We start from the raw sequence: 26,830 nt of genomic DNA, 5'->3' as shown, positions 1-26,830 counted from the left end.
GTCTTCCCGTTCATAATCTCTCCCCTCCCTCATTTATGTAAGCGTTATCAATCGAGCTTGTAATTCAGACTATACAGAGCCCCCTTTTCCGGCAACCTTCATTTTTTGCTTACATACTGGGCGAGGCCACAAAGCCCGCTATGACGCCACTTTCGCTTCTATTTGGACATTTTGCATTGTACTCCCTTGCACATTTTTGCAGCCTTATCCTTCTTTGTTTGCATCCTTCTCAACAAGAAAAACCGGAATCCGATGGTTCGGATCCCGGTGAGACAGCAAGGTGGTACACAGATCATTTGCCAAACCACTGATCCCGATACTGGCTTGGCGTTACACCCTCCTGTTTTTTGAAGATGCGATTAAAATAACTGTGCTGATAACCAACAGCAGCCGCGATGTCATTAATTTTCATCGTTGTCTCACGCAGCAGCTGTTTGGCCGCCTCCATTCGGACCTTTGTCAAATAATCAATAAAGTTCATGCCCGATACTTGCTTAAAGGCTTTGCTAAGCGCATAGGGAGTCATCTGTTCTGCATCTGCGCAGCCTTCCAGTGAGATTTCGTTACGATAATGCTCATCCATATACAGCATCGTCCGTTCCACCACCTGTTTCAGCGGCTCCTGCGATCTCATCTCGATTTCCTGTATATATGGCACCAGTACCTTGCTCATCATCCACTGCTTCATCTGTGCAGGTTCGCGGATTGCTGACAATCGTTCGTACATATTGCATCCTCCGAACAGCTTATACGGTGTTACCCCCGTCTGCAGCATCATATGCTGAACACTTCCTAGCAGCTGCAGCATCATCTGCTGTACCTGAAACTCGGTACTACCCGTCCGGGCGATTTCGCCCATAAATTGTTCCAGCACCCGATCCGCTTCCTCCTGCTTACCGAGCCTGATCGCCTGAATCATCTCGCGTTCCAAGCCCAGCGGATAAGCTGCTTCTTCCGCTCTGCGGAAACACTGCTCATCTTCCAGATCGAGTATCTGACTCCCTTCCTCTATGCTGCGATAAGCAACCGCCTGTTCCATCTCAACAAAGATGCCGGGCAGCTCATGCAAGGAATCAGCGGAGTGACTAATCATGACCGTGACATTCATTTTTAGCGTCTTCCCGATAACCTCTACCAGCTCCTGACCCCAGAGCAATGCCTGCGGCTTGAGCTGTACATTCTTCGGTGCAATGACAAGCATGGCTGAAGAGAGGTCATGAAAGTTCATCATACTGACTTGGTTAAAATAGCTTTTGGCCACCTCTTCAATGATGTTTACAGCTGCAAAGGTCACCAGGCCGGTATCCTGGCTTCCAAATCGTCCCTGCAGCCGGGCATAACCCGTAAAATACATTTGCAGCAGCAAAAATTGCTGACCTTCCACTTCGAATCCGAGATTCTTCATGCGCTTCTGGAGGTCTTCCTCGTTGTAGGCATATAAGTGTCCTTGAACCAGCTGCAGTACAAAGCTGTCACGCAAATGCGGCAGCTGCTCCTGCAATTGACGATGTGCGGTAAGGCTCCGGGAAGTCAGCTCATTCCACTGCTGTTCCAGCAGCTGGAATTCGTCCAGCCTCGGATTGGCATGAGCCTCATGTTTGCCTGGTGTCAGAAGATGAAGCATTCTCGCCACAGGGGAGTAAATCCGCCGGGAAGCAAGCCAGGATAACATGAGCCCCAGCAGCAGGCTGCCTGCGCTCGCAATGACAATTATTTTGGATACCAGCTTCACCGGTGATGTCACAGATGTCAGCGGTGCAGCGGAGACATAGGTCCAGTCGGAATCAATTCGGCTTAAGGAGCCGTAGGATACGGAGTAGGTCTGATCTTCATATTTGAACAAAAAAGACGTGCTGTCAGCATGCTGTGCGACCTCTTCCTTAAGCTGCTGTTCAAAGGTGGAATTCTGCTGACCCCCTCCCGGATTACCGGTGACCAGCGTATTTCCTTCCTGATCCATAAGAAAGGTTAGGCCTTCGTCATATGGAGTAAGCGTTTTCAATAAACTGGCGACTTTCTCGTTGTCCAGAGTAATGATGAGTGCACCGAACGGGTTATTATGTTCGCCCGGGATTTTATGTACCAGAACCAGCGCGTTGCCTGCATCGGTATGCAGCAGGCTGCTATTCATGGCAGCTGCTGGTTCAATGCTTGCATTTGATACCCAGTCTGTCCAGTACACATGATTGCCCATGGCTAGGTAGCGGTCATAGGCTTTTATTTTCGCATCATCTAATAATTCGTTATACTCCCGGTTAAACAGGATCGGCTTCGGTTCCTGCAAATACAGCTGTGCAGACTTAATCAGAGGATGCGACCCTTCCAGTACATATAAAGTGGTGACGATCTCCTGCGTTTCATTAAAATAATAGACAAAGTCCAGGGTTCGCAGTGCATTGCCAAACCTTGGTTCAAAGGCCCAATGCGAAAGGGTCATCTCCAGGTAGGCCAGCTGGTCGTCCACATTGCGTGCCCGATTCTCGATCTGGTTTTGATGCATGCGATTGAATTCATTTTCCATTCTGCCAACAACCAGCTGGTACATCACGATACCTGTAATCAAACCGGGGATGCTGGCAATGAGCAAAATAATCATCAGGCTATTCCGGTAAAAACGTCCTTTGTGGCGTCGAGGCGTGAACCCTTGGAAACGCGCCAATCGACCTGGCAGTCTCTCTCTTTTAGTCGTTTCCATCATCATTCACCTGCCTGCTTGCATGTGGTCTGACTATCATGGGAACTTCCCCAACTCCCCTGCTGAGAAAATATGGATGAAATCCGTTTCCTGTATTATACTCACAATTTTCGGCGGAATGGAACGGTACACAGCCGATCATTTTTTAACCAATGTTTTATTAAGATGCCAAAATGGATTACAATAGGATAAAGCAAAACATGAAGGAGGCTTTTTTAATGAAAGAACAGGCTTATTTTCAAGAGAATAGAGAAAAACATCTGGCAGAACTGAATGAATGGCTGTCCATTCCCAGCATTTCCGCCATTTCGGCTCATAAAGAGGATATTAACCGTGCTGCACAATGGGCGGCAGATGCACTGACACGTGCAGGCATGGAAAATGTAGAGGTTATTCAAACCGCTGGACATCCGATTGTTTATGCAGACCACCTGCATGCTCCTGGCAAACCAACAGCACTGATCTATGGACACTATGATGTACAACCTGTCGATCCGCTTAACCTGTGGGAAACGCCTCCCTTCGAACCTACTGTTCGGGACGGAAAACTGTTCGCACGTGGGGCGACAGATGACAAAGGACAGATCTTCTTACATATCAAAGCAGTAGAAGCCCTGCTGGCTGAAAACAAGGAACTCCCGATTAACGTGAAGTTCTGCATCGAAGGCGAAGAGGAAATCTCCAGCCCGAACCTGCCGATCTACCTGAATGACAATACGGACAAGCTTCGTGCAGACATGGTATTGATCTCCGATACTTCCCTGCTCGAAAAAGGAAAACCGGCGATCTCCACAGGTCTGCGCGGCCTTTGCTCACTTGAAGTGGATCTGAACACAGCTAACACTGACCTGCACTCCGGCTCCTTCGGCGGTGGTGTACCAAACGCACTGCATGCGCTTGTATCCCTGCTCGCTTCGCTGCATGATGAGCAAGGCCGCGTGAGCGTGGATGGTTTCTATGATGGCGTCCTCCCCCTCTCTCCGGAAATGAGAGAAGAGTTCGTGAAGCAAGGCTTTAATGAAGAGCAGCTTCGCCAAGATCTTGGACTGGAGCAACTGTACGGTGAAGAAGGCTACTCGTTCGTGGAACGTGTTGGCGCACGTCCGACACTGGAGCTGAACGGTGTATGGGGCGGCTTCCAGGGTGAAGGTACCAAAACGGTCATTCCAAAAGAGGCTCATGCCAAAATCACATGCCGCCTTGTTGCCGACCAAGACCCGCAACAAGTGCTGGACCGCATTGAAGCACACCTGCGTGCACACGTACAGCCAGGTGCCACGCTGCATGTGAAACAAATCGAGAAAGCCTTTGCGTTCAATACCGATCCGACCGATCCGATCCTGCAAAAAGCGGCTGACGCTTACGAGCAGGTGTATGGTGTTCGTGCCCTGTTTACCAAAGATGGCGGTTCTATCCCTATCGTTGAGAAGCTCTCCCGTGTCCTCGGCGTACCTGCCGTGATGATGGGCTTTGGTTTGCCGGATGAGAATCTGCACGCACCAAATGAACACTTCAACCTGGAGAACTTTGATAAAGGGTTGTTGACGATCGTACAGTTCTTGAAGAGCTTGTAGAGTTTGAAAACTCATGTGAAAAATAAGTGCGGGGCAGTGTGCTGACGTGGCCGTTTCGGTTCCGAATCGTTCTTTCGATCGCTGTTATCCCCTGATTTCTTTGATCCCCTTTATCAAAGGGAGAAATCCAGGTGATAAACGCGAACGCTCCGCTTCTACAGAATCGATTTCATTCCCTTCACTACTTTTGCAGCAATTGCCCAAACTGATTTTACGATTGAGGCTACCTTTACATGTGGATAGAGGTTAAGTGCAATTTAAAAAGAAGAGTGTCCCGTTTGTTTTATGACGGGACACTCTTTTTGTCGTTAGAATTAGTAGCGATAGAATAGAAATGAATGTTTAATCAGGCACCTAGCCCATTTTAACGAACTGAGCGAGTGTTATTAGATTGATTACAATGAGATCGGTGGTTTAACGAATCAGTGACGTGTTATTCCATGCTGTGGACATATCTGGAATAGGTAAACGTTGCATTAACGTGACTGGAGTTCGTTATCTTTGGCATTCTGTACGAATCCTTGTGATAAGGTGGTATGGATTCGTTAGAACTGTTGAAAATTCAAAAGAGTGACTCCCCTTGGGGTAAGTCTCTCTTGGTTGATATTACTATGTTCTAAATGTCGTAAATCTTAGCATGTGCACCATCTGCGTCAGATGGGTAATCTCCTGCTGGACATTGGACGTATCCGTGCCCGCCATCGCCTGATTGGCCCGCAGTGTTCTACGGGTATTCAGCATGCCATCGATCAATTTCATGACGGTGTTTCGTCCACGATGATCGACAATCATATATTTTTTGCGTGCATCCAGCTCTACCCATACGATATTGCGGAATGAGTTAAACAGGTGTCTGCGGTACTGCTCCATATCGGCTTCATTGTAATGCTCACCATAAAAGGCATAATATCCGTGCACGTGCAGTTTTTCCGCCAGCTCTGTGAGGAATGGATCGAACTCGAGCATAGCGTTACGTTCCATGTTTCACGCCTCCGTTATGCGTGATCCGCAGATCCCGTCTTTTTTTGAGACTATTTTAACACATTACTCACCCGATTGCCTCTCCAGCGGAAAACCGTCATGCTTCTGATCTTACTCCTGATGATAAAGTTCTGCTCCCTCTGCATTATAAAAGCTCAGCTGAAATTGCGGAGAAGGATTCCATATGCGTTCATCAGCGATGACCAGATACTTCTCACCACCATAATTATACTTGCGGGTCGTCCCGTCTATCGTAAGTGTATACAAGTTGGCCTGCTTCATAATCTCCGGATCGTTAATTACAAGTCCCATGGCCCCCTTGGTTAGCCCACCAAACACCACGTCATCCTTGTGATCATATCCCGATTTGGAAAAGTGCTGTTTGTCTTTGAACGCATAAATGACATCCTCACCGAAGATATAGTATAGGGACTTATCGACCTGATGTATGAGGACCTGATCCAGATTTTGATCCTGAATAAATGCCTCTACATCTGCTTTATTAATCGATTGGTTAGCTTTGATCCAGTACCCGATGCTAACTATTAATGCAGCAACAACGGCAACAATTAGCACGATATCCATCTTTCTAAATTTTCGAATCATTCATTGACCAAAACCTTTCACCTTGCTGCCTAACCGCCAATCATTCTGCCTTTAATCCATACACCCTCAATACCCAATTTCTGGTTAAGCAAAACGATATCTGCCTGTTTCCCTGCAGCCAGGGAACCGGTGCGATGGTCGATTCCGAGCAGGCGTGCCGGGGTGAGACTGGCTGCGCGAGATGTAGCGCTCAGGCTCATGCCCACGTCTTGTACCAGATAGCGGAAGCCACGAATCATCGTCAGTGTACTTCCAGCTAGGGCACCGCCGTCCTTCAATCTGGCTACGCCCTCCTTCACGATCACGGGCAGGTCGCCGATTTTGTATTCCCCGTCTTCCAGCCCGGCAGCGGACATGGCATCTGTGATCAGCACGAGCTGATCGGCAGACTGCTTCAGCTGGGCAAGGATGGAGATCGCCGCAGGGTGCACATGAATGCCATCAGCAATCACTTCAGCGCTGATTCTTGAATCACTCAGTACGGCTCCCGCAGCTCCGGGATTACGATGATGCAGCGGAGTCATTGCATTGTACGTATGTACGGCGTGATGCAGCCCGGCTTCAATCGCTCGCTCCACCTCTTCATAGGTCGCATCCGTGTGACCTAGCGCTGCTGTAATCCGCTGCTGACGCAGCCATGCAATGACTTCAAGCGCCCCTTCCCGTTCCGGCGCCAGCGTGACCTGGCGAATCAGGCCGGGATACTCTTTTTCCCATTCTGCGAGCCATGATACATTGGGCAGTACAATATGCTCCGGATTCTGCGCGCCAGGCCATTTTGGACTGAAGAACGGTCCTTCCAGATGCACTCCCTCAAGCTGGGCGTATGGCATGAGCTTGGAACGATAACGGTCCACTTCAGCGAGCACCCGATCCAGTCTGTCCTTCGGAGCAGTCATGGATGTTGCAAGCATGGCAGTCGTACCCTGCGTACTGTGAAATGAAGTAATCTTGTCCAACACTTCTTGGCTCGCATCCATGAAATCCTCTCCATAGCCACCGTGGACATGGATATCAATAAACCCGGGGACGATAACGCCCCCATCGGGTACAGGCACGGAGACCGCCTGATTACGAATAGATGACGGCAGACCTTCCGGTGACCCGGCATATATGATTTTCCCTTCGGTCCAGGCGAGCAGGCCATCCTGCGCCAGACCTTCAGGCAGTACCATTTTACCGCGAAGAAGATAAATGGGGCTGCCGCTCTCTTTTTCCAAATGGGCTATGCCTTTATCGTTCATTTGACCAACCTCCCGGCAGCACGATCCAGCAGTACAACCACATTCGGATGGCATTGCAGCAAGGACGCAGGACACTGGGTTGTAATCGGCCCCATGAAGGCTTCGCGAATGATTTCGGCCTTTTCCTCACCGCGAGCGATCAGCAAAATTTGTTTGGCTTTCAGAATCGTACCTACACCCATCGTTATGGCCTGAGCAGGGACTTCATCAATACTTGCAAAAAAACGGGCATTGGCCTTGCGGGTCTCTTCTTTCAGATCCACCACATGCGTGCGTCCGGTCAGTTCATTCCCCGGTTCGTTGAAACCAATGTGTCCATTATGTCCGATACCCAGCAGCTGCAGGTCTACAGGTCCCAGGTCATCCAGCCGCTGTTCATACATGGCACATTCCTGGTCCAGGTCGGTTGCCTGCCCGTTCGGTACATGCGTTTTTGCCAGATCGATATCAATATGATGAAAGAGCTGCTCATTCATGAAGCTGCGATAGCTCTCCTGATGCTCCACCGGAAGCCCGACGTACTCATCCAAATTGAAGGAAGAAGCCTGCGCGAAGCTCACCAGACCCTTCTGATACAAGCTAATGAGCTGTTTATAAATGCCCACCGGAGAACTTCCCGTTGCGAGTCCGAGCACAGCTCGTGGTTTCGTTTGCAGCAAGCTGGCAATCAGGCCAGCACCTGTTGCATTCAGATCTTCTTCATTTTCAAAAATACGAATGTTCATCTCACGCACCTCCATGTTTTTGAACTCGATAGGACTGTACATTGTGATACGATTGTTCCAGTTTGGGGATAAAACGGTCGAAATCGGCACTCATCATGCCTGTGAACAAAATATCAATGACATGCAGCAGCGCAATCCGGGAAGCCATATCTCCCCGTCTCATCCCCTCTTCCAGTGAAGACGTAAATAGCGGAATATCGGATACGCCGGCGAGCTTGTTGTTACCGTAGGAAGTAAGTGAGATCGTTGCAGCTCCCGCCTGTTTGGCGCAATGCAGGGCATCGATGGTCTCTGGCGTTTCCCCCGAGTAGGACACGGCCATGGCCACATCTCCTTCACTTAGCGAGGAAGCTGACGTAATCTGCATATGTGAATCCGAAAAGGCTGTACAGCTTTTGCCAATTCGCACAAGTTTCTGATAGAAATCCTGTGTCACGATGGATGAGGTCGCAACACCGTACAGGTCAATGCGACGGGCATGGCATAATAGCTGAACCGCATGCTCCAATCTGCCCAAATCCAGCAGCCGAGTGGTATCCGCAATGGAGGCAAGGTGGTTGGCTTCGATGGCCTCCACAATTTTGGACAACGGATTGCCTGCCACGATATCCTGGTAAGCCGTTTTGTCCGTCGAATGAGACAGCTCTGCGGCCAGCTTCATTTTGAAATCCGGGAAACCCTTGAAGTGAAAGGACTTACAGAAGCGGGTGACCGTTGCCGGACTGGTTCCGCTTTGTTCAGCAAGATAATTAATCGTCCAGCCGGGGATATCCGACGGAGATTGCAAAATAACCTCTGCAATCCGCCGTTCCTGCGATGGAAGTCCATCCAGCTCTTGCTGTAACGCATGTATGATGGCTGCCATAAGTCTTCTCCTCTGAAAATAATTTTTATATTTTTAAAAGAAATAAAGAAAATAATTTTTATAACTTCATTTTAATCAAGCTCCATCTGCAAATCAAGGGAATTTACGGAATTACTCCATGTTCAAAATGAAAGTTTACATCAACGCTTCTTGAAGCAGACAAGACATAAGGCTTATAGTAAAGATGAATGCAGTCTATGGATCAACGAAGGAGCTCCCTCAAGTGAATCAACGACAACAACAAAAGATCATCCCTTCCTCCTGGGTTATTGCTGTCAAGCAAAGCGGTGGTCGGGACTATTATGCCCTGTATGCAATCGACTGGAAACGTGGCGGAAGAATGAGCTGGGAAGGCTGGGACCGCCTGGAGGATTTGTTGCAGTTTCATATTCCGGTCAGGCGAAAAGCGGGAGGTCGGAAATCTGCTTCGCAACCAGCCGCCAAAATCGCCAAAAAGGCGCTCTATCTGCATCTAGATGAGGCCCGGTACGAGGCGTTGGAGCAGCTCTTTTATCAGCCTTTTTCGAAGAAAACATGGAGATTGTTTATTCGAGAAAACAGCCTTATGTAGGGAGTTCATTTCTTTTCAGGATATACCAAAAAAAGCCTCTCCCTAATCCGATTAAGAACGGGGAAAGACTTTGAAATGAACTCAAATATACTTCATTCCATTCCGTTAACTCATCTTATACATTGTGGTATCTTGTCAAATCAATAAACTACTCCAGACCATCATACCGTTTCAAAAATTCACTGGCCAGGCCGCTTTCTGTCATCAATACGACGGATTGATTTTCGAGTTCTTCAGCCTCATCATCATCGGTCATGGACATGAAAAACGTAATGTCTGCTTTGGATTGACCGTACCGGGCAAAAACTTCATTCGGTGTTTCACTCACAACCTTGGCAATAATATTAATCATCTCATCCTTATAATGCTGAACATCTTCCGTTGCATACAACAATCGGCTAATATGATTAAATTGTTTATCTTCGCCATACTGATATTCGGAGCAGCCCCATCGATAGTAGATTTCGTCCTGCTCACTGTCACACAGTCCTTCTTCTTTCATCCTGGCAATATGCCTCGCTAGCGATTCCTCCGTATTTGCCGCCAAAAACAGAGTAATCCAGTCACTGTCTGTTCCAAACGCGCAAGCATATACCTTTTCATGCTGCATCTCTTGCAGCGTTTGCTCCAGATCGGGAAGAAAGCCGGCTCTAAACTTGTCCTCAAATTCCTTTAAGAAGTGATCCATTTTCTTTCCTCTCATTTCTTATGTAATCATGATCTATAAGCTTATTATGGTTGATTTTAACAATTGGAACAAGTCGCTATTTCGTGACCTTGTTTGTCACTTATGCTTGCTTCCCCCGTCTAAAAAGCAAAAAAGCCTTGCCCCATTCTTCATCATTTAAAGAATAGAGAAAGGCTTTCATGCTGCTTCAACTTCCTAACTGTTATTCGCGTCAGATCTTCAGTTCTCCGAGCTTAATCAGCTCTACAACTGCTTGCGAACGACCCTTAACATTGAGTTTCTGCATCACATTCGAAATATGGTTACGCACCGTTTTCTCGCTGATGAATAACTGCCCTGCGATGTCACGCGTCGTTTTGTCCTGAACCAGCAATTCGAATACTTCGCGTTCACGGTGGGTCAACAAAAATTTGCTTTTATGATCGATACCCTTCAATGTTCACCCCTCCTTGCTCGGGTTGTGTTGGTGTAACAAGGTTAAGGGGATACAGTCAACTCATCTTATGTCAGGTCAAGGGCGATGGTTCAATTTTATGAAAAAAATGGGCTGTCATTTGTTGATCCTTCGTAATGGAAGATACACACCGTTATGTAGTTCTGCTTTTTCTTAGATGTTGTGATAAAAAATATGCCTTTGCCACTGATGTACCCATCCGCGCAAAGGCATATTTGTTTAGCTGTTTCTACCGATGATTAGGATGCATAATGCCATCATTATTGTTATTATTGCGGTTTAACACGCCATCATCGAGAATACCATCACGGCGTTGATTCATGGCATTGGTCGGGAAGATGCGTTCAACCATCGACTGGAACGTATCAATCATGCCGCTAACGGGCTTGCCGTTACGAATGTCCTTGGCATAGGACTCCACATGCTCAACAAAATCCGGATTGGCCGATACATAGACATTCTCCACATTCGGTGCAAATTGCTTGATTTTTGCTGCAACTTTGCCTTTGATCTCTTCAGACGTGTTGTCATCCGAGCTGTCCTGACGTTGTCCTACGCCTTGTCCTTCGCTTTGCATTCCGTAATGACCATCACTCATCGTACGTTCTCTACCCGTGTTCGTGAGCCAGCGCATCATGCCGAAAGATCCGGTACCCATCGTTCCGTAAATGCTGCGGTCATTCCCCATATGGCTGCGGTCTGTAGCCGAACCAGTGTTCAATCCTGGAGCAATACCACTGGTCGTGTACGGTGACATCGTTCCGTCGCCCGCATGCACGCGCATACCACCCAGATCCTGATTCATGCTCTCAGTTCGCATGGTTCCACTCGCACGGTTCCGCAAAGTACCGTTCATCGTGCTGTTATGGTTACCGTTACGATTCGATTGACTGTCCATCTTGCCAGCATGACCGTCTGTTAAACGGACAGCAACATAAGCGTTACGGTCAGTTAACAGTACATTGGCCGACTTGATCTCTTTCATTTCGGTAATGCGTTTTGCCAGTTCGTCACTGGATTTCAGGTCAGTGACATTGTGCATGCGATAACTCTTGGCACGAATGCCATCCATTCCATTGGTCTCCACACCATAACGGTTGAGCCCTCGAACTTCCTGACCCGCATTATTGGTTTGCATATTGTTGTTATCCCGGCCATCACCACACCCTGTCAGTCCGGCCATTACAAAAATTGCAGTAGACAATGATAAGCTGATTGCTTTCGCCTTTTTGGCTGCTGGCATGTCTCATCCTCCAATGTGTATGGTTTAGGTCACAAGGATAGGATGCGCTTCTGGTGGACCCGATATGCTGAAAGGATATGGAACCTGTCCTGCACAACAAAAGAGCGGCGCCAGCACGTTATGTGCGACACCGCTTCTTTCCAAAAATAGCATATGGGTTTGGTTTACCTAAACCGGTTATATTCACATTTCCAAGACTACTCAGCGGATGAGGTTGAATCTTCACTTCCAATTCCTGCATCTGTCGATACGTTAGCTGCTTTCACCGTATCAGGAAATTTCTCCGCATCCTGCAAGGCATCTGCCTGAAGGGAATATGCCCACTGACCATCGGGTGTAATCACGTAGATGATACCGGGTTCCGATGCAACGGTAAGCCCCCGGTAGACGTCGGTTACATTCTCTCCATTTACCTTCTGCTCAACAGAAAGTGTGAATCGTGGCACAGCATCCTTGAGCTCGGAAGCTTTGCGAACGTCGTCCGCAGTGGAGAGATTTTTAATTTTGCCGATGAGGGATACGGCTTCCGTGGATTCAACCGTCTCACCATTTAGCGTCCATGTCCGCTCGGCCGCACCGTCTTCCGATGCCGACTTCAATACCCAGGTCGCTGCTTCTCCTTCCCAGTCCAGAGAAGCCACATTCGTATCATCGAGATTAAACGGTGTCGTATCGAGCAGATCATGCCTTGTCAGCTCCATATTGCCGATCGACTCAGACTGCACAGCAACAACGGGCCCGGAATTCACCTGAACATAACGGGCGTCATCTGCCGGAAGCTGTCCGCCGATCTTTAATGTGATGTCACGGCTGTCCTTGGTTTTGATATCCAGACGGGAAGCAGTCGAACCCAATCCATACTTCTCCAGATCCGTCGGCGTCTCTTCCACAACCAAATCCTGTTCTGCTCCACTTAGCGCGTCAAGCCAGCTGCTGATCGTGTAACCGTTAAGCGGATACCCTTTGGGTTCCACCATGCTCCATACGCCGTCTTTCAGCTCCAATTGGGCAGATGCAGAGGAAGAAGCCTCGCCTTCCGTCTTATCTGTACTCGGGTCATGAATGGTGATTGACTGGATATCATCAGACTGAATGCCAAGCAGCTGGACCTTCACCGCTTCTTCTTCGCGAAAATAATTCTGATTGGCCGCATAAATCCAGCCCACAATCAGTACCAACACGACCAGAATCGTCGGAATCCATTTCTTCATACACGTCTGCGCCTCCACCATAAGAATACACCTATGATAACAAAGATAAGCGGGAAACCAACAATCGCAACGAAGAAAATCGTTCTGGCCTGCTCACCATTCAGGTAAGCCACTTCATAACCAGCCTGCACCCGCGGGCGAATGGTTAACCCGTCCTCTTTTTCACTTAAATAATTGATGGTATTCAAAATGAAGTCACGGTTGCCGCCATTCCCGATTTCCGAATCCTGCATGAAGATGGAAGATCCAAGGATCACGGCTTTCGGTTTGCCTTCGGTTGTATCTGCTGCATATCCTAGCTCGACAGGTCCCTGGATATCCTGATCCGGATCATTCGCTGTTTCGTTTTGCAGCAAGCCTTCAATATTCGTCTCGCCGTAACTATCATCCGAAGATTGAATGAGAGGCGACAGTGTATATTTCTCCTGTTCCTTGCTTGTCAGGGCAATGGACAGGGATAACATCGGATACAACTGACTTGCGGACAGTTTATCTGTAATGGCATGTGTACCGTATTCGGGTACAACCCATAGTGGTCCCATCGTGCTGGCCTGCTTGTTGTCCACCATTACGGCATGCTCATCAACCACTCCATAATCGGCCATGAGCTTGTCGATATTTTTCCAGCTGGATTTCATATCCTCCACAAAACCGAGGGACAACATCAGCTTGCCACCACTGCTCAGATAGGTTCGAATGGCTTTTAATTCAGTGTCGCTGAGATCACGCTGCGGGCCAATGATCGCGAGTACGTCCGCATCTTCGGGAACCACTCCGGCCTGATTGAGCTGCAGTTCTTCTGTTGTAATGTTGTTTTGCTCCAGGGACGAACGAAGCGTGGTCAACTGATCCAGACCAAGCTCCTCATGCCCTGTCAGGAATACCATTTTCTTCATTTCGGTGGAAGACAGATTCATCAGAGCCTGCGTTAATTTTTCCTCCCCCGTAAACTGGTATGACCCATCACTGCCATCCCCTACTGCTGTAAAGAGACTGGCAATATCAATAACTTTATATTGATCCCCCTGCTCCAGGACGATGGAACTGCCTGTGATGCCGTATTTCGAGGCCAGCGTCGGTTCCTGTGTCAGATTATACTGTTCCATCTTCAGCTTGCTGTTTCGTTTGGTATACTCCTGGACCATGTCCGTCACTTCGCGATTCAAGACGGTATTGTTGGCGTTCTCCACCGTTAATACCTTAATGCTCACGTCATCCTTTACATTTTTGATCGCGGTCAGTGACTGGTCCGATAGGGTGTATTGTTTGTTTGCCGTCAGATCCAGCTGGAATCCGCCAAGTGAATTCAGAAACAGCGTAAGCAAAATAAAAATGCCGATGACCGCTACAGACAGCACCGTACTATTCGTGTGACTCAACCATTTTTTCATATTCTCACCTCCACCGCTTCCGTTCCACGATTTGAATGCTCAGTAGCAGAAATACGCCCGATAGCGTCACATAATACAAGATATCCGGTCCACTGAGTACACCCTTCGTGAAGCTGTCAAAACGGTTCGTCAGCGCAAATGGATCAAGCCATTTCTGCAGCGCAGAACCGGTATTGCCTGCGAATGAATCAAGCATCCACAATACGAGCAAAATAATAAAACCGGCCACCGCAGACACCATCTGATGCTGAGATAATGTAGAAGCAAACAATCCGATCGCCATCATGCTGCCGCCCAAGAAGAAGAGTCCCAGCGCCGACAGCCAAACCGAGGTCAGATCCAACGTTCCAAAGAACGACATAATGAAAGGATAGACCAGACTGCACAGAACTAGCACGATCAGAATGGCCAGAGAGGCCAGATACTTTCCAAATATGACTTCCGTTACCCGAGCCGGGGAGGTCAGCAGCAGCTCATCTGTACCCTGCCTGAATTCCTCAGCAACCAGTCTCATGGTCAATAAAGGCACCACAAACAGCAGCATGGATAAGGTATCACCGAGCACTAGGCGATAATCCACTATACTGGGCTGGTAATACACGAAGCTGGAGTAAAACAATAAACTTGTCATCAGCACATAGACCGCAAAGGCGAAATAGGATGTGGGTGACAAAAAATACGCCTGAAGTTCCTTATTGCAAATAGCCATCATTCGTCTCATTTGGATTCCTCCTCTGTTGGCGAATCCGCAGAGTCTTCACTAACCAGGTCAGGTGTACCTTTATCAGATGACTCATTGTCTAGTTCCGTTGTAGTCAGCTTCAGGAAGATCTGCTCCAGACTGAGATTTTCCTTCTTCATTTCCAGGATCGGCAGTCCCGCTCCGGATAAAAGATAAAACAGCTCTTCCCGGAAATCTTCGGATGATTGTCCGGTAAGCAGCATTTTAACCGTGTCCTGCTGCTCCGTACCGCGATTTCCGTCCGTTGGTTGTATGACTTCACTCCGCACCTTCTCCCAAGGTGTGAACAAGTTATGTAGCTGCTGCTCGGTTGCCTTAACTTCAATGGACACCTTAAACTGATCACCCATCGAAGAACCAAAGTGCTGTGGTGAACCGTCGAGTACGAGCTGTCCCTGGTTAATAATCAACATCCGGTTACATAGCGTGCTCACTTCTGGCAAAATATGCGTACTGAGCAGCACCGTATGATTTTCGCCGAGTTCCCGGATCAGATCACGAATCTCCATAATCTGATTCGGGTCCAGCCCCGATGTAGGCTCATCAAGGACGAGCAGATCAGGCTTGTGGATAATGGCTCCCGCCAGTCCCAGACGCTGTTTATAACCTTTGGATAGTCCACGCACCAGTTGTTTTTCCCGTTCCTGAAGCCCCAGCCTGCTGACCATCTCACTGACCCGCAGTTTAATCTCGCGTGCCGGAACATCCCTCAGGTTCGCGACGAATTTCAAATAGGACTGGACCGTCATGTCCGGATATAGCGGCGGTGTTTCCGGAAGATAACCGATTTTGGAACGAACAGCCCTGCCCTGATCATGCACAGATTGTCCATCAACCACAATCGAACCGGTGGTGGGTTGCAGGTAACCGGTGATCATGCGCATCGTTGTCGTTTTGCCAGCACCATTGGGTCCCAGAAAACCAACAATCTCACCGCGCTCCATTGTGAAATCCAGTTGATGCACGCCGCGCCGTCCATCATACACTTTGCTGACCTGTTTCACTTCGAGCACATCATTCATCCTTTCCCGTTAAAATACCCGTGTGCCATCAAGCAATCCAGATGGTCTACACGGGAAGTTCCTTGTATCTTACGGGGTCTATCCTAAATCCAGCTTAATGACACTTAAAAGAAAGATTAAAAATATATGTCCAAAATGTGAACAACTTGGGTTTCACCCACACCCTGTGCATTGGGGAAACGTACCATACAATACAGGAGTCAGCATTTTGCATAATTCGATTCCACTCGCTCCAAGGGACAATATTATAGACGAATAGGACCATTTCGATCTATATATTGAGGATTGGAAGTCGCTTACTGGATTTATGCAAAATGCTCAAGAGTATGAGTTCCTGCACAAAAGTCAGAGGGTGAACCGTGTGAAAGTATTATTCACGTTTTTTGTACCAAGCGGTGGCGTGGATACCTTGAACCGATTGCGGACAGCCGTTCTGCAACGTCATGGCATTGAAGCGCATCTATTGTACCTTTATACAGGATCGGGTTTGCAGAACAACACCGGCACTCCGGTCTTCACCGCGTCCAATGATGAAGAAATACGTTTTTTGATTCACAGCCAGCGTTATGACGCCATTATTGTGACTTCGGATATTTCCATGCCTGGTAGATTGAGAGGACTCGGCTATACAGGACGAATTATATTTGAAGCCCAGGGTCTCGGAACGAGAGATCAGGCACTGGAAACGATCCAGATGGCAATTCCTTACCTCCAGGCACATTGTGACGCTGCTGTTCTGCCTCCTACCGATCACTTGCTGGATATGTTTATTCATATCTGCCCTTGGCTGCACCGGTTTGTTATCCCCAATATGCTGGACACCGATACGTTTGCTCCAGTTCCCGTAGACACTCCACCTTACCCCGTTCTGGCTTGGGTCGGGCGGCTGGAACACAACAAAAACTGGAGAGAATACTTGAGCATATCCAGCAAAATCATCAAAAAAATTCCCAAAGCCAGACTATGGCTGTTTCATGATCCCAGCTTGGCCAATCCTGAAGACGAAGTGATGTTCCGTCATATGCTGGCTGAATATGGTTTGGAGGACCGCATCGGCATCTTTGTCAATGTTCCTCACTCCCAGATGCCCACGTTCTATTCCATGATTGCAGCTTCTGGAGGAATCATGCTCTCTACGTCCCTTCTTGAAGGCTTTGGTTATGCGGTTGCCGAAGCCATCAGCTGCGGCTGCCCGGTACTCAGCACCGATTCGGATGGTGTACGTTCGTTCATTACTCATAACAAGACAGGCAAATTCTATCCTCTGGGCAATGTAAATGCAGCAGTAGATGAAGCGGTCGAACTCATGCGTAACAAAAAGTTGCGTAAATATGTCCGTGAACAGGGCAGAGAGCATATGACAGCCTCTTTCTCACCGGATCGGTACGCTATTTCCTTCCGGGAAATGATGACCGCCCTGAGCATCTTCTCATGAGCAAAGCAAAAAGGCAGTTCAGAACATATCTGAACTGCCTCGGATTAAAGAGAATAAGCACCTATTCATAAAATAGGATGATCCATCAGTGCCCCATCATCATGGCCGGATCCGGTTCATCCCCGGTCTGGAGCGTTTCTTCCTGCATTCGTTTTGGTTTACGGAGGATAAGACTTAGTAAACAACCGAACAATGCAATACACGCGGCCAGGAAAAACGTGTCATTGAAACCAGACACGAGACCCTTAATGACAGATGCAACGTCCGTACCACTTGTATTGGTCGCAATTCGGGAAGTCAGGAACCCGGTCAAACCAGCAACCGCAAAAGATACAACGACTTGTTGCGCAGCAGCGGTAAGCGGTGTGACCCGACCAACCAATTTGCGCGGAGCAGCGTTTAGCACATGTGTATTCAGTGGCATCATGGATAGACCCATACCGAGTCCCATCATCACGAGACTAAGAATAATTAAACCCAGACCCGTCTCGGATGTAATGGAAGACAGGATAAAGAGTGCCCCCGAGATGATACCCAGACCCACGAATGCAAGGGGTCTCGCCCCGATTTTATCAAACAAACGGCCACCAAGCGGCATGCCTATACCGGATGCCAAGGCTTGTGGTAGTAGGATTAACCCTGTTTCTAAAGCTGTGTAGCCTTTGATCTGCTGCAGGTAGAGCGGAATCAAAATCATGGCCCCAAACAAAGCGATTTGTGAAACCCATGCAAGGATAATACCACGTGTAAAATCGGAGGATTTGAAGACCCGCAGTTCCAGCAATGGATTTTGGTGACGCAGCTCCACAATGATGAACAGGATCAACGCTACTCCTCCAACGATTACACCTGTCAGTGTTGAAGTGGAGGTCCAACTTGTGCCTCCCTCACTTACACCATAGGCGAGCATAGAGAATGCGATCGGCGCGAGAATCATGCCAAGCAGGTCCAGCGCGGGTGTTCTTCCACGGTCCGTATCAGGCAGAAATTTGATACATAGAATAAAAGCAGCAATACCTATTGGCAGATTGATCAGAAAGATCCAGTGCCAGCTGAGGGACTGAATGAACCAGCCAGACAATACCGGTCCCAGCGCAGGAGCCAGCAGCATTGGAATCCCGAGCATGCCCATGATGGAGCCCCTTCTTTCGGGTGGAGCCAGACGAAAAACCATAGCCATCCCAATAGGAGCCACCATTCCTCCGCCAAGTCCCTGGATAATCCGATACACAATCAATTGCTCGGGAGACTGTGCAATCGAGCATAATACCGATCCGAGGGTAAACATGGCTATTGTGAACAGAAAGACTCTTTTGGCACCGAAACGATCCGTGAGCCATCCGGCTAATGGGATAACTGCAGATAAAGCCAAGGTATAACCCGTTACGGTCCATTGGATTGTCTTCAGATCCGTCTCGAAGTACTGTACCAGATTCGGAATGGCGACGTTCACGACCGTACTGTCCAGAATGACCATAATCATACCAACGATGATGGCTAAGAGCGGAAGAATAATCGTTTTGATCGAGAACTCCTCCGGATTCTGGTTAACTGCTGTTTGTTGTTTCATTGACCACTCTCTTTTCCGGCTTGGAGGAATTTCTCCTCGCGTACAGCCTTATAATCATGACTGATTCAAACGATTCAAACATTTGTTTTAAACCGTCGTTTTAAACTTTTGTTTTAACCATGGTTTTATTTTAATGAAAATACCTTTGCTGTCAAGCTATTTTCTTATGTAAAATTCAGTATAAGCAAACACAAAAAAGGGAACAGGCTCTCCCCTGCTCCACCGATTTGGCTAGTTTTCCATCATACGTTTTGCCTAACTAATCTGCCAGCTTAATCATCTGGTGTTCAGAGAGCACACCCAGCGTCTGTCCACAAGCGCTTCTGCAATACAGCCGAACCGCAAGATGATAGGGTCTGCTCTTGTTGCTGATGATTCGGAGTTGCCACATATGAGGTGAAACGTTCAGGTCATGAATGATGTGGTTACGGCTGCTACCGGTCGACTCGGCTCCAATATGAAAGATATGCCGATATAATTCTCCATTGGTTGGGCTGATCCCGCCCACATATACATCCGCCCCGTCGTCCCCTACAAATGCGACCTCCACATCTACGTACTTAATCGGAACAGCAGTTTGAAGCATGCCCTCATGAACTTCCATTACATATGCACCCACAGCTAGCGCCTCCTTCTGCTTTGTACACCTGTATGTAGTTTATGCTTTCTCCTATCCTATGCCAGTTGTATTCACCCATTTTTGACAGATGTACCTTCCTGCCCGGCCTTTGGCACAGCTTCTCTCATAGAATAGAAGGATAGCAGAACCGCCTGTGCAGGCCGTGAGAAGGAGGTACTTATGAAAGTTCTGCTCGTTACCTACTGGGAGCTTACACAAATGGGAGGCATCTGGACCTATGTAAAACAGCTTGCCGACAGGTTGATGGCACTTGGCGTTGAAGTCGATATCATGGGAACGAACGGCGCGAAAAATGAAGTTTATATACGTAACCTGAATCGGACCTTTTCCAAAGAAAACGTATGGCCTATGCTGCAATCCAAGCTCAATCCGACCGATCTTCCGCAATTTACAGCCGACCCTCTCCTCGCGTATTACGAACTGAACCGGTATGCATTTGAAATGGCTGCTGCCTGTCTGGGTGTAGAACACTATGACATGATTCATGCACAGGATCCTGTGGCCGCCGTGGCGATGAAACGTATTCTGAAGAACAACACCCCCATGGTAACCAGTTATCACGGGGCACTTGCACGCGAAGCCTTTTATGATGAGCAGAATTCCAATCCGCAGCTCACTCTTCCAGCGTATTTGCAGTCCAGACGCGGACGTTATTTCCTCTCATTGGAGCAGCGGAGCGCCGCACAATCCGAGCTGATTCTGGTCTCCAGCCGCTGGATCAAGAGTACGCTGACATCACTGCAGGTTCCTGAAGAGAAGTTCCGCCTTATTCCTTATGCAGTCGACCTTCCTGCCTACCGCGCTCAGGCGGCGGTCAAGTTCCGTCAGCGCCCACCGTCAGGCAAAAAAGTCATTGCCTTCACAGGCAGACTGGAATTTATCAAAGGCGTTCATGTACTGATCAAGGCTCTGGCCAGCCTAAAGCAACTTCGCTCTGATTGGGTCTGCTGGATTGCGGGAGAAGGGAATTTGATGGAAGACCTACGTTCCCAGGCTAATGATCTTGGTGTCGGAGGAGATATCGTATTTTGGGGCAAATTGGACAACATCCCTTCGTTCCTGCGCCGTGCCGATATTTATGTACAGCCCAGCCTGCAGGACACGCAGCCCTTCTCGGTTACAGAAGCCCAGCTTGCCGGACTTCCTGTTATTGTAAGTGGCACAGCAGGCATGCCTGAGATGGTGGAGCCTGCTCATACCGGTTGGGTCGTTCCTCCGCAGGATGTGGACTCCCTGAGCGCACTATTGAACGCCCTGTTGCAGGATGACGCCACTCGTCTGCGGGTTGGTGCACAGGCTAGGGCTTGGGCAGAGAAGCACCGCTCCCTGGAGGAAATGGGTATGCGCACACTACAGGTGTATCAGGAAGCAATTCAAAAAGGAGGGCACCCGATATGACCCTGCTCGTACCGAGTGATTTATATAATGGCTGGTTTTCCGTCCCTGTCTCTACCCCCCACATTGAAGTGAGTTACGAGATTATGAATGCCTTGGTAGAAACACTCCCCAAGGAGTATACCCTGCCTGATCCGGAAGCAATGGCTATTATGTGCTCTAATGATTAATTATATTGGGGATGCTGACCCTCTTGCTGCAAGAGGGTTATTTCCATTGAAAGACGATCTAAATCATGCAAAAAGCAAAAAGAGAGCATCCCCACTGGTCCACAACTCAGGAGAACCAGAAGAATTGCCCTCTCTTTACGTGCTTTTTATCTTTCTTATGTCGGATTGTACCCATGATTACTGCCAATAACCGCCGATCTGAAGCAGATTCAGTAAAATTGGCCGATGTTTGGCCTGAACCATTTCCATCTCGGCTTTTAAGGCTTCAAAGTGTTTTTTGGTTCCCATTGAATCATGAACCCGGTAACACATCAAAGGCTCATTGAAATAAAAAAGCTCATAGACCGGAAATAATCTCAGCCACATCTCATAGTCATGGGTATAGCGGAACTCGGTGTCAAACATGCCGAACTTCCGAAATGCATCCATCTCCAGCATCACGGTACAGCCGTTAATGGGACAGCCTTCGAGCAGCACCTGCAGCATTTCGAGACGGCTGCCTACTTCCGGCTGCACCGTATCCATCCATTCACTGTTTTCATTGACATAATGATAGGCTCCATGGCAGAAGGAGGCTTTTACCTCAAGCATGAATTCCAGTTGTTTCTCCACACGATCCAGCAGCATTACGTCATCCGAGCTGAGCCAGACGAAATAGTCCCCCGACGCACGCTTGATCCCTTCATTCAACGCTGTAGCCGTCCCCCCATTCTCCTTTCGAACATAGGTGATACGATCCATAAATGGTTTCAGCTTCTCCACGTGCTTCGTAGAGCCGTCATCCACCACGATAACCTCGATATGAGGATATGTCTGGTTCAGAGCACTGTGAACAGCCTGCTCAATATAAGCACAGTTGTAAAACGGGATGACAATTGAAACTTTGGGTTCCATTCGGGCCTCCCCTTTCCTCGCCTGTCTCTATAAAACATCTACTCTTATCATATGATGGAACTGTCTCCGGTTCGCGGGCATCTGTGAGGGAAAGATCAAGAATTACGCATGAGCGGATACATAGAAAAGAGGGTATTATGGTATCTCGCTCCCATAACCCCTCAATCCCTTCATACGGTTCAACCACCCATAGCTGCAATTCGCTGCAGCAAAGGTTCACGATATCTGGACCAGACCATGGAGGCTTCCTTGCCAATCGTCTCCGCATGACGCACCGACCCCATCCCGCCGTGCCAGCGATATGCCGTAAGGGGTTCATTCAGGTATGGAAAACGATATCCATTCAGCAGGATACGCAGCCAGAGATCCAGATCATGCGTATATGGAAGCAGCTCATCGAAGAGGCCTACAGCTCCGAACAGATCCTTGCGAATCATGACGGTACAACCATTGACAGGATTGCCACCCACGAAACGGCGCAGCCAGTCAACGTCGGCCATCGGTTCTGCTCCGCCATGCAGCTTGGTAACCGCCGAATATTCATTGATGTAATGAAAGTTGGTATGTGAGGCAAGCACATTTTCCCGCTGCATGAACTCGACCTGATAACGTATTTTATCCGGATAGAGAAGATCATCCGAGCTTAGCCAGACCACATAATCACCCGAAGCATGACGAATGCCGTGATTAAGAGCCGAGGCTGTGCCGCCGTTGCTTTTGCCAAGCACATAGATATGAGACAGATAGGGCTGGAGAAGCTCCGCATGCCTTGTAGAGCCGTCGTCCACCACAATGATCTCCACGTTGGTATACGTCTGGTTTATCGCACTTTGAATCGCCTGCTGCACATAAGGGCAATTGTAGAATGGAATGACAACGGATACTTTTGGATTCATCTGGCCCCTCCCCCTTGCTTCCGAACATCGCTCAGAATATCCTGAAGGGATTGGGCAAATGGAATCTGAGGCTGCCATCCCAGTTTACGCAGCAGCGACAACTCCTCCTCCTTGCCAGCCCCATCCGGTCCTGAAGAGGCTCCGTCCCACCGGACAGGCACTTCTGCTTCTGACATGGAGAGCAAGGTATCCGCGATTTCGCCCAGACTGCGCTCCGTCCCGGAAACCACAGGATAGACAGTTCCCGTAGTTCCATGCACAAGAAGTGTGGCATAGGCTCTGACCGCATCCCGTACATCCAGGAAATCCCGTGTATTATCCCGCCCGGATAGACGGAAAGCTTCACGCTTGCCCTCTTGCTCACAGGCAACCACATGCCGTGCGAGCAGCGAACAGATACCTGTAGAAGGACCGGCACCGATCAAATTCCCCGGCTCAGCCAGCATGATCTGCTGCCCAAACAGGGACATCCATGACAATGACACCATTTCTTCCAGCGCTTTGCTGAGACTGTAAGGATGAGGAGGCTCTGGTTTTCGGCCTGGTTCGACGGTGTATTTCAACCGGGATCCCACGATGACCGTCCGTGCTGATGGACAGCATCGAAGAGCATCCAGTAAATACAGGACAGCCATCACATTCGTTTCCAGTACAAGCAGCGGGTCCGACCATGAGTCAGGGACTGAGTTTTTCCCTGCGAGATGCAGCGCGTAATCCGGCTGCACCTCATCAATCAGATGACGCACCTGCTGTTTATCATTAAGATCACACACATGTACAGTCACGCCTTCGCCAAACGAATGCACGCCTGCTCGCCGCACCACGGCGGCAACCTTAGCACCGACGCTTTTAAAATATGCTACAGCATGCCGTCCGGTAAAACCGGAGGCACCTGTAATCAACACCTTCTTGCCCGTTAGCTCTGCTCCATCCATAATGCCAGCTCCTTCAGCATCGTAGAATAATCCGGAAGGTCTGTCTTCACATCCTCGCGTGTGGAAACGAGGGTACGATCCTGCACAAGACTGTCATCAGGCACAATATTCACATCTTGCTTATTCCAGGTCTGCTGGAAAAGAAGCAGCAGATCGTGCTTGCTAACAGGTTCAGGATGCGCCAGATGAATCAGGCCACTGACAGGTGACGCCAGATAATGATCCACCCATTTTGCCAGCTCCAGTGTAGTTACACCGTTCCAGAACACACGCGTATATCCACCCACTTCACCTGTACGGGACATAAACCATTGCATCAGGCCGATGCCGCCCTTCCGGATTTCCGGCCCAATTATGGAGGTGCGGATCGTGAGGTGCCCTGGATCGTGAACCTCACCCAGTGCCTTGGTAATCGCGTAGGATGATGTCCCATCCGTAACATCATTCTCCGTATAGGAACCACGGTCCCCGCTGAAGACACAGTCCGTGCTGATATGAATTAGTCGGGCACCAATGGTGTCGGCCACCCTCCGCAAACGATGCGGAAGGAAGCCGTTAATGTGATAAGCGGTAATTTTATCTTCATCTGCGAAGCTGTTCAGCACACCAACAGCATTAACGATAACGTCCGGGTGCACAGCCTCCACCAGACGATCCACCATATAGCTGTCATTTACATCCAGCAGCAGACCGTTCGGGTCAGACACATCCCGCGTGGTGTAGAAGACACTGTGCAGACCTTGACGGCGGAAATAGTCGACCATAACATGGCCGGCCATTCCGTTTCCCCCAAGTATCAGGAGCTTCATGACAGGAATCCTCCGCGTTTCAGAATGTCGCGAATCTCCTCTTTCGTCATCAACTGATGTTCTGAACTGAAGCTGCTAAAGGAAACCGGAGGGCAGTTCGTGTAGTGCTCACGCAATCCCGGTATGCCGAGTGTAGGGAGAATGACCAGATATTGTTCGTCGTAAACAACCGTTGTCATGCTCTCGAATTCACTCATCAGAATTTCATGAATTTTCTCACCAGGCCGGGTACCACGTTCCACAATGGCCACGTTCTCTACGCCGGAATCCTCTATCAGCACTTCTGCAAGGTCCACAATTTTGCACGTAGGCATCGTCATGACAAAAATCTCACCGCCTACACTCTCCACGGAAGCCTTGAACAGCAATGTGATGGCATCCTTCAGTGTGAGGAAGAAACGAGTCATATTCATATCCGTGATGGATACTTGACCTTTCTGACGAATCTGGTTCTTGAAGAGATGCACAACGCTGCCGTTGGTGCCAAGTACATTGCCGCCCCGTACAGTCACAAATCGGGTATTGCTGTGCAGCAAATTCGCATATACGATTAATTTCTCGCCGATCGCCTTGGTCATGCCATAGAAATTGGATGGGTTGGCCGCCTTGTCAGTCGAGATATAAATGACCTTTTCAACATGGTTTTCGATGGCAGCCTCAATCACGTTCTGGGTACCAATCACGTTGGTTTTAAGTGCTTCATAAGGCTGATCTTCACATACCGGCACATGTTTGAGCGCCGCCAGATGGAATACATAGTCCACTTGCTGGCAAGCCGCCGTTAATGCTTCCTTGTCACGAATATCCCCAATTCGGAAGTGAAGACGAGGATCCTCGAACTCGCGGCTCATGGCCACCTGGCTTGATTCATTACGGGAGTAAACGATAATTTCCTTTGGATTTTGGGGCAGCAGTTGGGCCACGAGTTCATACCCCCATGATCCAGTACCGCCTGTCACGAGTATACGTTTATTTTCAAACATGTATTTTCCCTCCAAGCAGAAATTTGACCACTTTACCGGATACATCTGTTGCCTTGTAACCTTGCGGGCATTCCCAGTCACTTGCCATCTCCGTCATGACCTTCACACATCCCGCAATGCGGGCTGCATCCAGACCGGAGACTACGTTGCTGCCGCAGTCCACCGTCTCCGGACGTTCGGTTGTGCGTCGCATGGTGACTGTGGGTACACCCATGATGCAGCATTCTTCCTGAACGGTACCGCTGTCCGTCAGTGCACAGCGTGCATGACGTTCCAACATGACGAAGTCAAAAAATCCGAACGGTTCGTGGAATTCCACAAGCGGATTCATCTCCAGCTGCAAATGTTCTGCGATACGGATGGCCGTTCGGGGATGGATGCTGCAGATCACCCGCAGGCCGTGTTCTTCCGCTACCTGGTTCAGTCCTTTCATGATCTCCAGCAGATGAGGCGGATGATCTACATTTTCTGCCCGGTGGGCGGTTACCAAAAAGTACTGTCCGGACTTCAGCTTGAGCTTTTTCAGTATTTTGCTGGCGTTCACCTGGGCGTCATAATGACGCATGACTTCATAGATCGGATTGCCCGTGAGCACAATTCGCCGACTGGGCACACCTTCATTAACCAGGTGCTTCTTGCTTTGTTCGGTATAAGGCATATTAATGGTCGATATGGCATCAATGACTTTTCGATTTTTCTCTTCAGGTACATCCAGATCGAAGCATCGATTGCCTGCCTCCATATGGACGACCGGAATCCCCATGCGTTCAGCCAGCACGGCACAGAGTGCACTGTTGGTATCACCCAGCAGCAGCACTTTGTCCGGCTTTTCCTGAAGCAGCAGATCTTCCATTTGAGTAAACATGGAGGATAGCTGACGGCCCAGCGAGGCAGCTTCGTCCTGAAGCACGTAGTCTGGCGCCCGCAGGCCCATTTCCTTGAAAAACTGACCGCTGAGACTTTCCGTGAAGTTCTGTCCCGTGTGCACAAGAATATGCTTGGACGCGTACTGGTCCAGCTTGGAAATGATCAGGCTGAGCCGGATAATCTCTGGTCTCGTGCCCAGCACCGTCATGATCTTCATCGTAATC

26 protein-coding genes are annotated in these 26,830 nt (G+C 48.9%); 5 read left to right on the top strand and 21 right to left on the bottom strand.

The window, feature by feature from the left end; translation table 11 throughout:
• Positions 1 to 292: 292 nt before the first annotated feature.
• On the bottom strand, positions 293 to 2,695 hold the full coding sequence (locus tag PIL01S_RS19880; RefSeq protein WP_164764288.1) for an AraC family transcriptional regulator: 2,403 nt from the start codon (positions 2,693 to 2,695) through the stop codon (positions 293 to 295).
• A 218-nt stretch (positions 2,696 to 2,913) separates the two neighbouring features.
• Between PIL01S_RS19880 and PIL01S_RS19875 the strand changes: the two genes are divergently transcribed.
• Positions 2,914 to 4,269, top strand: a complete 1,356-nt coding sequence (locus PIL01S_RS19875; protein ID WP_127539014.1) for a dipeptidase — start codon at positions 2,914 to 2,916, stop codon at positions 4,267 to 4,269.
• A 609-nt stretch (positions 4,270 to 4,878) separates the two neighbouring features.
• On the opposite strand, the gene PIL01S_RS19870 is transcribed toward PIL01S_RS19875, so the two are convergent.
• The 5 genes from PIL01S_RS19870 to PIL01S_RS19850 form a co-directional block, all read right to left on the bottom strand.
• On the bottom strand, positions 4,879 to 5,250 hold the full coding sequence (locus tag PIL01S_RS19870) for a hypothetical protein (RefSeq protein ID WP_127539013.1): 372 nt from the start codon (positions 5,248 to 5,250) through the stop codon (positions 4,879 to 4,881).
• A gap of 111 nt (positions 5,251 to 5,361) precedes the next feature.
• Positions 5,362 to 5,856: a hypothetical protein gene (locus tag PIL01S_RS19865; RefSeq protein ID WP_127539012.1), complete on the bottom strand. Its 495-nt coding sequence runs from the start codon at positions 5,854 to 5,856 to the stop codon at positions 5,362 to 5,364.
• 29 nt (positions 5,857 to 5,885) lie between these two features.
• Entirely contained in the window at positions 5,886 to 7,100 is a 1,215-nt protein-coding gene (gene nagA, locus PIL01S_RS19860) for an N-acetylglucosamine-6-phosphate deacetylase (protein WP_164764287.1), read from the bottom strand.
• On the bottom strand, positions 7,097 to 7,825 hold the full coding sequence (nagB, locus tag PIL01S_RS19855) for a glucosamine-6-phosphate deaminase (protein ID WP_127539011.1): 729 nt from the start codon (positions 7,823 to 7,825) through the stop codon (positions 7,097 to 7,099). Before nagB ends, nagA begins: the two co-directional genes overlap by 4 nt.
• 1 nt (position 7,826) lies before the next feature.
• Positions 7,827 to 8,690: a MurR/RpiR family transcriptional regulator gene (locus tag PIL01S_RS19850; protein WP_127539010.1), complete on the bottom strand. Its 864-nt coding sequence runs from the start codon at positions 8,688 to 8,690 to the stop codon at positions 7,827 to 7,829.
• A gap of 223 nt (positions 8,691 to 8,913) precedes the next feature.
• Between PIL01S_RS19850 and PIL01S_RS19845 the strand changes: the two genes are divergently transcribed.
• Positions 8,914 to 9,261 (top strand): hypothetical protein, encoded by a 348-nt coding sequence (locus PIL01S_RS19845; RefSeq protein ID WP_127539009.1) that lies wholly within the window; start codon positions 8,914 to 8,916, stop codon positions 9,259 to 9,261.
• 148 nt (positions 9,262 to 9,409) lie between these two features.
• Here the strand turns inward: PIL01S_RS19845 and PIL01S_RS19840 are convergent, their stop codons facing one another.
• The 7 genes from PIL01S_RS19840 to PIL01S_RS19810 all read right to left on the bottom strand — a co-directional run bounded on the left by PIL01S_RS19840 (position 9,410) and on the right by PIL01S_RS19810 (position 16,003).
• A complete protein-coding gene (locus PIL01S_RS19840; protein WP_127539008.1) occupies positions 9,410 to 9,949 on the bottom strand; it encodes a DUF4303 domain-containing protein in 540 nt (179 codons plus the stop codon).
• Between the two features lie 211 nt (positions 9,950 to 10,160).
• The gene (locus PIL01S_RS19835; protein WP_017692532.1) at positions 10,161 to 10,385 is read right to left on the bottom strand and encodes a helix-turn-helix domain-containing protein; all 225 of its coding nucleotides are present in this window, start codon (positions 10,383 to 10,385) and stop codon (positions 10,161 to 10,163) included.
• A gap of 247 nt (positions 10,386 to 10,632) precedes the next feature.
• On the bottom strand, positions 10,633 to 11,646 hold the full coding sequence (locus tag PIL01S_RS19830) for a YhcN/YlaJ family sporulation lipoprotein (RefSeq protein WP_127539007.1): 1,014 nt from the start codon (positions 11,644 to 11,646) through the stop codon (positions 10,633 to 10,635).
• A 197-nt stretch (positions 11,647 to 11,843) separates the two neighbouring features.
• Positions 11,844 to 12,857: a DUF4340 domain-containing protein gene (locus tag PIL01S_RS19825; protein ID WP_164764286.1), complete on the bottom strand. Its 1,014-nt coding sequence runs from the start codon at positions 12,855 to 12,857 to the stop codon at positions 11,844 to 11,846.
• Positions 12,854 to 14,248: a GldG family protein gene (locus tag PIL01S_RS19820; RefSeq protein ID WP_127539005.1), complete on the bottom strand. Its 1,395-nt coding sequence runs from the start codon at positions 14,246 to 14,248 to the stop codon at positions 12,854 to 12,856. The genes PIL01S_RS19825 and PIL01S_RS19820 overlap by 4 nt, the downstream gene beginning before the upstream one ends.
• 4 nt (positions 14,249 to 14,252) lie before the next feature.
• Positions 14,253 to 14,969, bottom strand: a complete 717-nt coding sequence (locus PIL01S_RS19815; protein ID WP_127539004.1) for an ABC transporter permease subunit — start codon at positions 14,967 to 14,969, stop codon at positions 14,253 to 14,255.
• Positions 14,966 to 16,003 (bottom strand): ABC transporter ATP-binding protein, encoded by a 1,038-nt coding sequence (locus PIL01S_RS19810; RefSeq protein WP_246058492.1) that lies wholly within the window; start codon positions 16,001 to 16,003, stop codon positions 14,966 to 14,968. The genes PIL01S_RS19815 and PIL01S_RS19810 overlap by 4 nt, the downstream gene beginning before the upstream one ends.
• A 370-nt stretch (positions 16,004 to 16,373) precedes the next feature.
• On the opposite strand from PIL01S_RS19810, the gene PIL01S_RS19805 reads away from it, so the two are divergent.
• A complete protein-coding gene (locus PIL01S_RS19805; protein WP_246058491.1) occupies positions 16,374 to 17,447 on the top strand; it encodes a glycosyltransferase family 4 protein in 1,074 nt (357 codons plus the stop codon).
• A gap of 85 nt (positions 17,448 to 17,532) precedes the next feature.
• Here PIL01S_RS19805 and PIL01S_RS19800 read toward each other — a convergent pair whose 3' ends face one another.
• Positions 17,533 to 19,017 (bottom strand): DHA2 family efflux MFS transporter permease subunit, encoded by a 1,485-nt coding sequence (locus PIL01S_RS19800; protein WP_127539001.1) that lies wholly within the window; start codon positions 19,015 to 19,017, stop codon positions 17,533 to 17,535.
• Positions 19,018 to 19,276: 259 nt separating this feature from the next.
• A complete protein-coding gene (locus PIL01S_RS19795; RefSeq protein ID WP_127539000.1) occupies positions 19,277 to 19,636 on the bottom strand; it encodes a hypothetical protein in 360 nt (119 codons plus the stop codon).
• Positions 19,637 to 19,816: 180 nt separating this feature from the next.
• On the opposite strand from PIL01S_RS19795, the gene PIL01S_RS19790 reads away from it, so the two are divergent.
• Both PIL01S_RS19790 and PIL01S_RS29555 read left to right on the top strand, forming a co-directional pair.
• Positions 19,817 to 21,055, top strand: a complete 1,239-nt coding sequence (locus PIL01S_RS19790; RefSeq protein ID WP_127538999.1) for a glycosyltransferase family 4 protein — start codon at positions 19,817 to 19,819, stop codon at positions 21,053 to 21,055.
• A complete protein-coding gene (locus PIL01S_RS29555; RefSeq protein WP_164764285.1) occupies positions 21,052 to 21,222 on the top strand; it encodes a hypothetical protein in 171 nt (56 codons plus the stop codon). The genes PIL01S_RS19790 and PIL01S_RS29555 overlap by 4 nt, the downstream gene beginning before the upstream one ends.
• Positions 21,223 to 21,399: 177 nt before the next feature.
• Here PIL01S_RS29555 and PIL01S_RS19785 read toward each other — a convergent pair whose 3' ends face one another.
• From PIL01S_RS19785 to wecB, 6 genes are all read right to left on the bottom strand, one after another.
• Complete coding sequence (locus PIL01S_RS19785) at positions 21,400 to 22,116, bottom strand: glycosyltransferase (RefSeq protein ID WP_127538998.1); 717 nt, start codon at positions 22,114 to 22,116, stop codon at positions 21,400 to 21,402.
• A gap of 179 nt (positions 22,117 to 22,295) precedes the next feature.
• The gene (locus PIL01S_RS19780) at positions 22,296 to 23,012 is read right to left on the bottom strand and encodes a glycosyltransferase (protein WP_127538997.1); all 717 of its coding nucleotides are present in this window, start codon (positions 23,010 to 23,012) and stop codon (positions 22,296 to 22,298) included.
• A complete protein-coding gene (locus PIL01S_RS19775) occupies positions 23,009 to 23,947 on the bottom strand; it encodes an NAD-dependent epimerase/dehydratase family protein (protein ID WP_127538996.1) in 939 nt (312 codons plus the stop codon). Before PIL01S_RS19775 ends, PIL01S_RS19780 begins: the two co-directional genes overlap by 4 nt.
• On the bottom strand, positions 23,929 to 24,756 hold the full coding sequence (locus PIL01S_RS19770; protein ID WP_127538995.1) for a dTDP-4-dehydrorhamnose reductase family protein: 828 nt from the start codon (positions 24,754 to 24,756) through the stop codon (positions 23,929 to 23,931). Before PIL01S_RS19770 ends, PIL01S_RS19775 begins: the two co-directional genes overlap by 19 nt.
• Positions 24,753 to 25,739, bottom strand: a complete 987-nt coding sequence (locus PIL01S_RS19765; RefSeq protein WP_095361348.1) for a polysaccharide biosynthesis protein — start codon at positions 25,737 to 25,739, stop codon at positions 24,753 to 24,755. The genes PIL01S_RS19770 and PIL01S_RS19765 overlap by 4 nt, the downstream gene beginning before the upstream one ends.
• On the bottom strand, positions 25,732 to 26,823 hold the full coding sequence (gene wecB, locus PIL01S_RS19760; RefSeq protein WP_095291945.1) for a non-hydrolyzing UDP-N-acetylglucosamine 2-epimerase: 1,092 nt from the start codon (positions 26,821 to 26,823) through the stop codon (positions 25,732 to 25,734). Before wecB ends, PIL01S_RS19765 begins: the two co-directional genes overlap by 8 nt.
• Positions 26,824 to 26,830: the final 7 nt, after the last annotated feature.

Origin of the sequence: Paenibacillus illinoisensis NBRC 15959 (genome assembly GCF_004000925.1) — a bacterium.
Classification (GTDB): domain Bacteria; phylum Bacillota; class Bacilli; order Paenibacillales; family Paenibacillaceae; genus Paenibacillus; species Paenibacillus illinoisensis.
Note: the sequence above shows the minus strand (reverse complement) of the source record. Positions and strands in the feature narration are given on the sequence as shown.

What these genes read in the sequence shown, in the direction of transcription:
- PIL01S_RS19815 (WP_127539004.1), bottom strand. Translation starts at nt 14,969, where the DNA reads ATGAGACGAATGATGGCTATTTGCAATAAGGAACTTCAGGCGTATTTT.
- PIL01S_RS19825 (WP_164764286.1), bottom strand. Translation starts at nt 12,857, where the DNA reads ATGAAGAAATGGATTCCGACGATTCTGGTCGTGTTGGTACTGATTGTG.
- PIL01S_RS19785 (WP_127538998.1), bottom strand. Translation starts at nt 22,116, where the DNA reads ATGGAACCCAAAGTTTCAATTGTCATCCCGTTTTACAACTGTGCTTAT.
- PIL01S_RS19875 (WP_127539014.1), top strand. Translation starts at nt 2,914, where the DNA reads ATGAAAGAACAGGCTTATTTTCAAGAGAATAGAGAAAAACATCTGGCA.
- PIL01S_RS19870 (WP_127539013.1), bottom strand. Translation starts at nt 5,250, where the DNA reads ATGGAACGTAACGCTATGCTCGAGTTCGATCCATTCCTCACAGAGCTG.
- PIL01S_RS19775 (WP_127538996.1), bottom strand. Translation starts at nt 23,947, where the DNA reads ATGGATGGAGCAGAGCTAACGGGCAAGAAGGTGTTGATTACAGGTGCC.
- PIL01S_RS19850 (WP_127539010.1), bottom strand. Translation starts at nt 8,690, where the DNA reads ATGGCAGCCATCATACATGCGTTACAGCAAGAGCTGGATGGACTTCCA.
- PIL01S_RS19800 (WP_127539001.1), bottom strand. Translation starts at nt 19,017, where the DNA reads ATGAAACAACAAACAGCAGTTAACCAGAATCCGGAGGAGTTCTCGATC.
- PIL01S_RS19770 (WP_127538995.1), bottom strand. Translation starts at nt 24,756, where the DNA reads ATGAAGCTCCTGATACTTGGGGGAAACGGAATGGCCGGCCATGTTATG.
- PIL01S_RS19780 (WP_127538997.1), bottom strand. Translation starts at nt 23,012, where the DNA reads ATGAATCCAAAAGTATCCGTTGTCATTCCATTCTACAATTGCCCTTAT.
- PIL01S_RS19840 (WP_127539008.1), bottom strand. Translation starts at nt 9,949, where the DNA reads ATGGATCACTTCTTAAAGGAATTTGAGGACAAGTTTAGAGCCGGCTTT.
- PIL01S_RS19820 (WP_127539005.1), bottom strand. Translation starts at nt 14,248, where the DNA reads ATGAAAAAATGGTTGAGTCACACGAATAGTACGGTGCTGTCTGTAGCG.
- PIL01S_RS19790 (WP_127538999.1), top strand. Translation starts at nt 19,817, where the DNA reads ATGAAAGTTCTGCTCGTTACCTACTGGGAGCTTACACAAATGGGAGGC.
- PIL01S_RS19880 (WP_164764288.1), bottom strand. Translation starts at nt 2,695, where the DNA reads ATGGAAACGACTAAAAGAGAGAGACTGCCAGGTCGATTGGCGCGTTTC.
- PIL01S_RS29555 (WP_164764285.1), top strand. Translation starts at nt 21,052, where the DNA reads ATGACCCTGCTCGTACCGAGTGATTTATATAATGGCTGGTTTTCCGTC.
- wecB (WP_095291945.1), bottom strand. Translation starts at nt 26,823, where the DNA reads ATGAAGATCATGACGGTGCTGGGCACGAGACCAGAGATTATCCGGCTC.
- PIL01S_RS19830 (WP_127539007.1), bottom strand. Translation starts at nt 11,646, where the DNA reads ATGCCAGCAGCCAAAAAGGCGAAAGCAATCAGCTTATCATTGTCTACT.
- nagB (WP_127539011.1), bottom strand. Translation starts at nt 7,825, where the DNA reads ATGAACATTCGTATTTTTGAAAATGAAGAAGATCTGAATGCAACAGGT.
- PIL01S_RS19865 (WP_127539012.1), bottom strand. Translation starts at nt 5,856, where the DNA reads ATGATTCGAAAATTTAGAAAGATGGATATCGTGCTAATTGTTGCCGTT.
- nagA (WP_164764287.1), bottom strand. Translation starts at nt 7,100, where the DNA reads ATGAACGATAAAGGCATAGCCCATTTGGAAAAAGAGAGCGGCAGCCCC.
- PIL01S_RS19765 (WP_095361348.1), bottom strand. Translation starts at nt 25,739, where the DNA reads ATGTTTGAAAATAAACGTATACTCGTGACAGGCGGTACTGGATCATGG.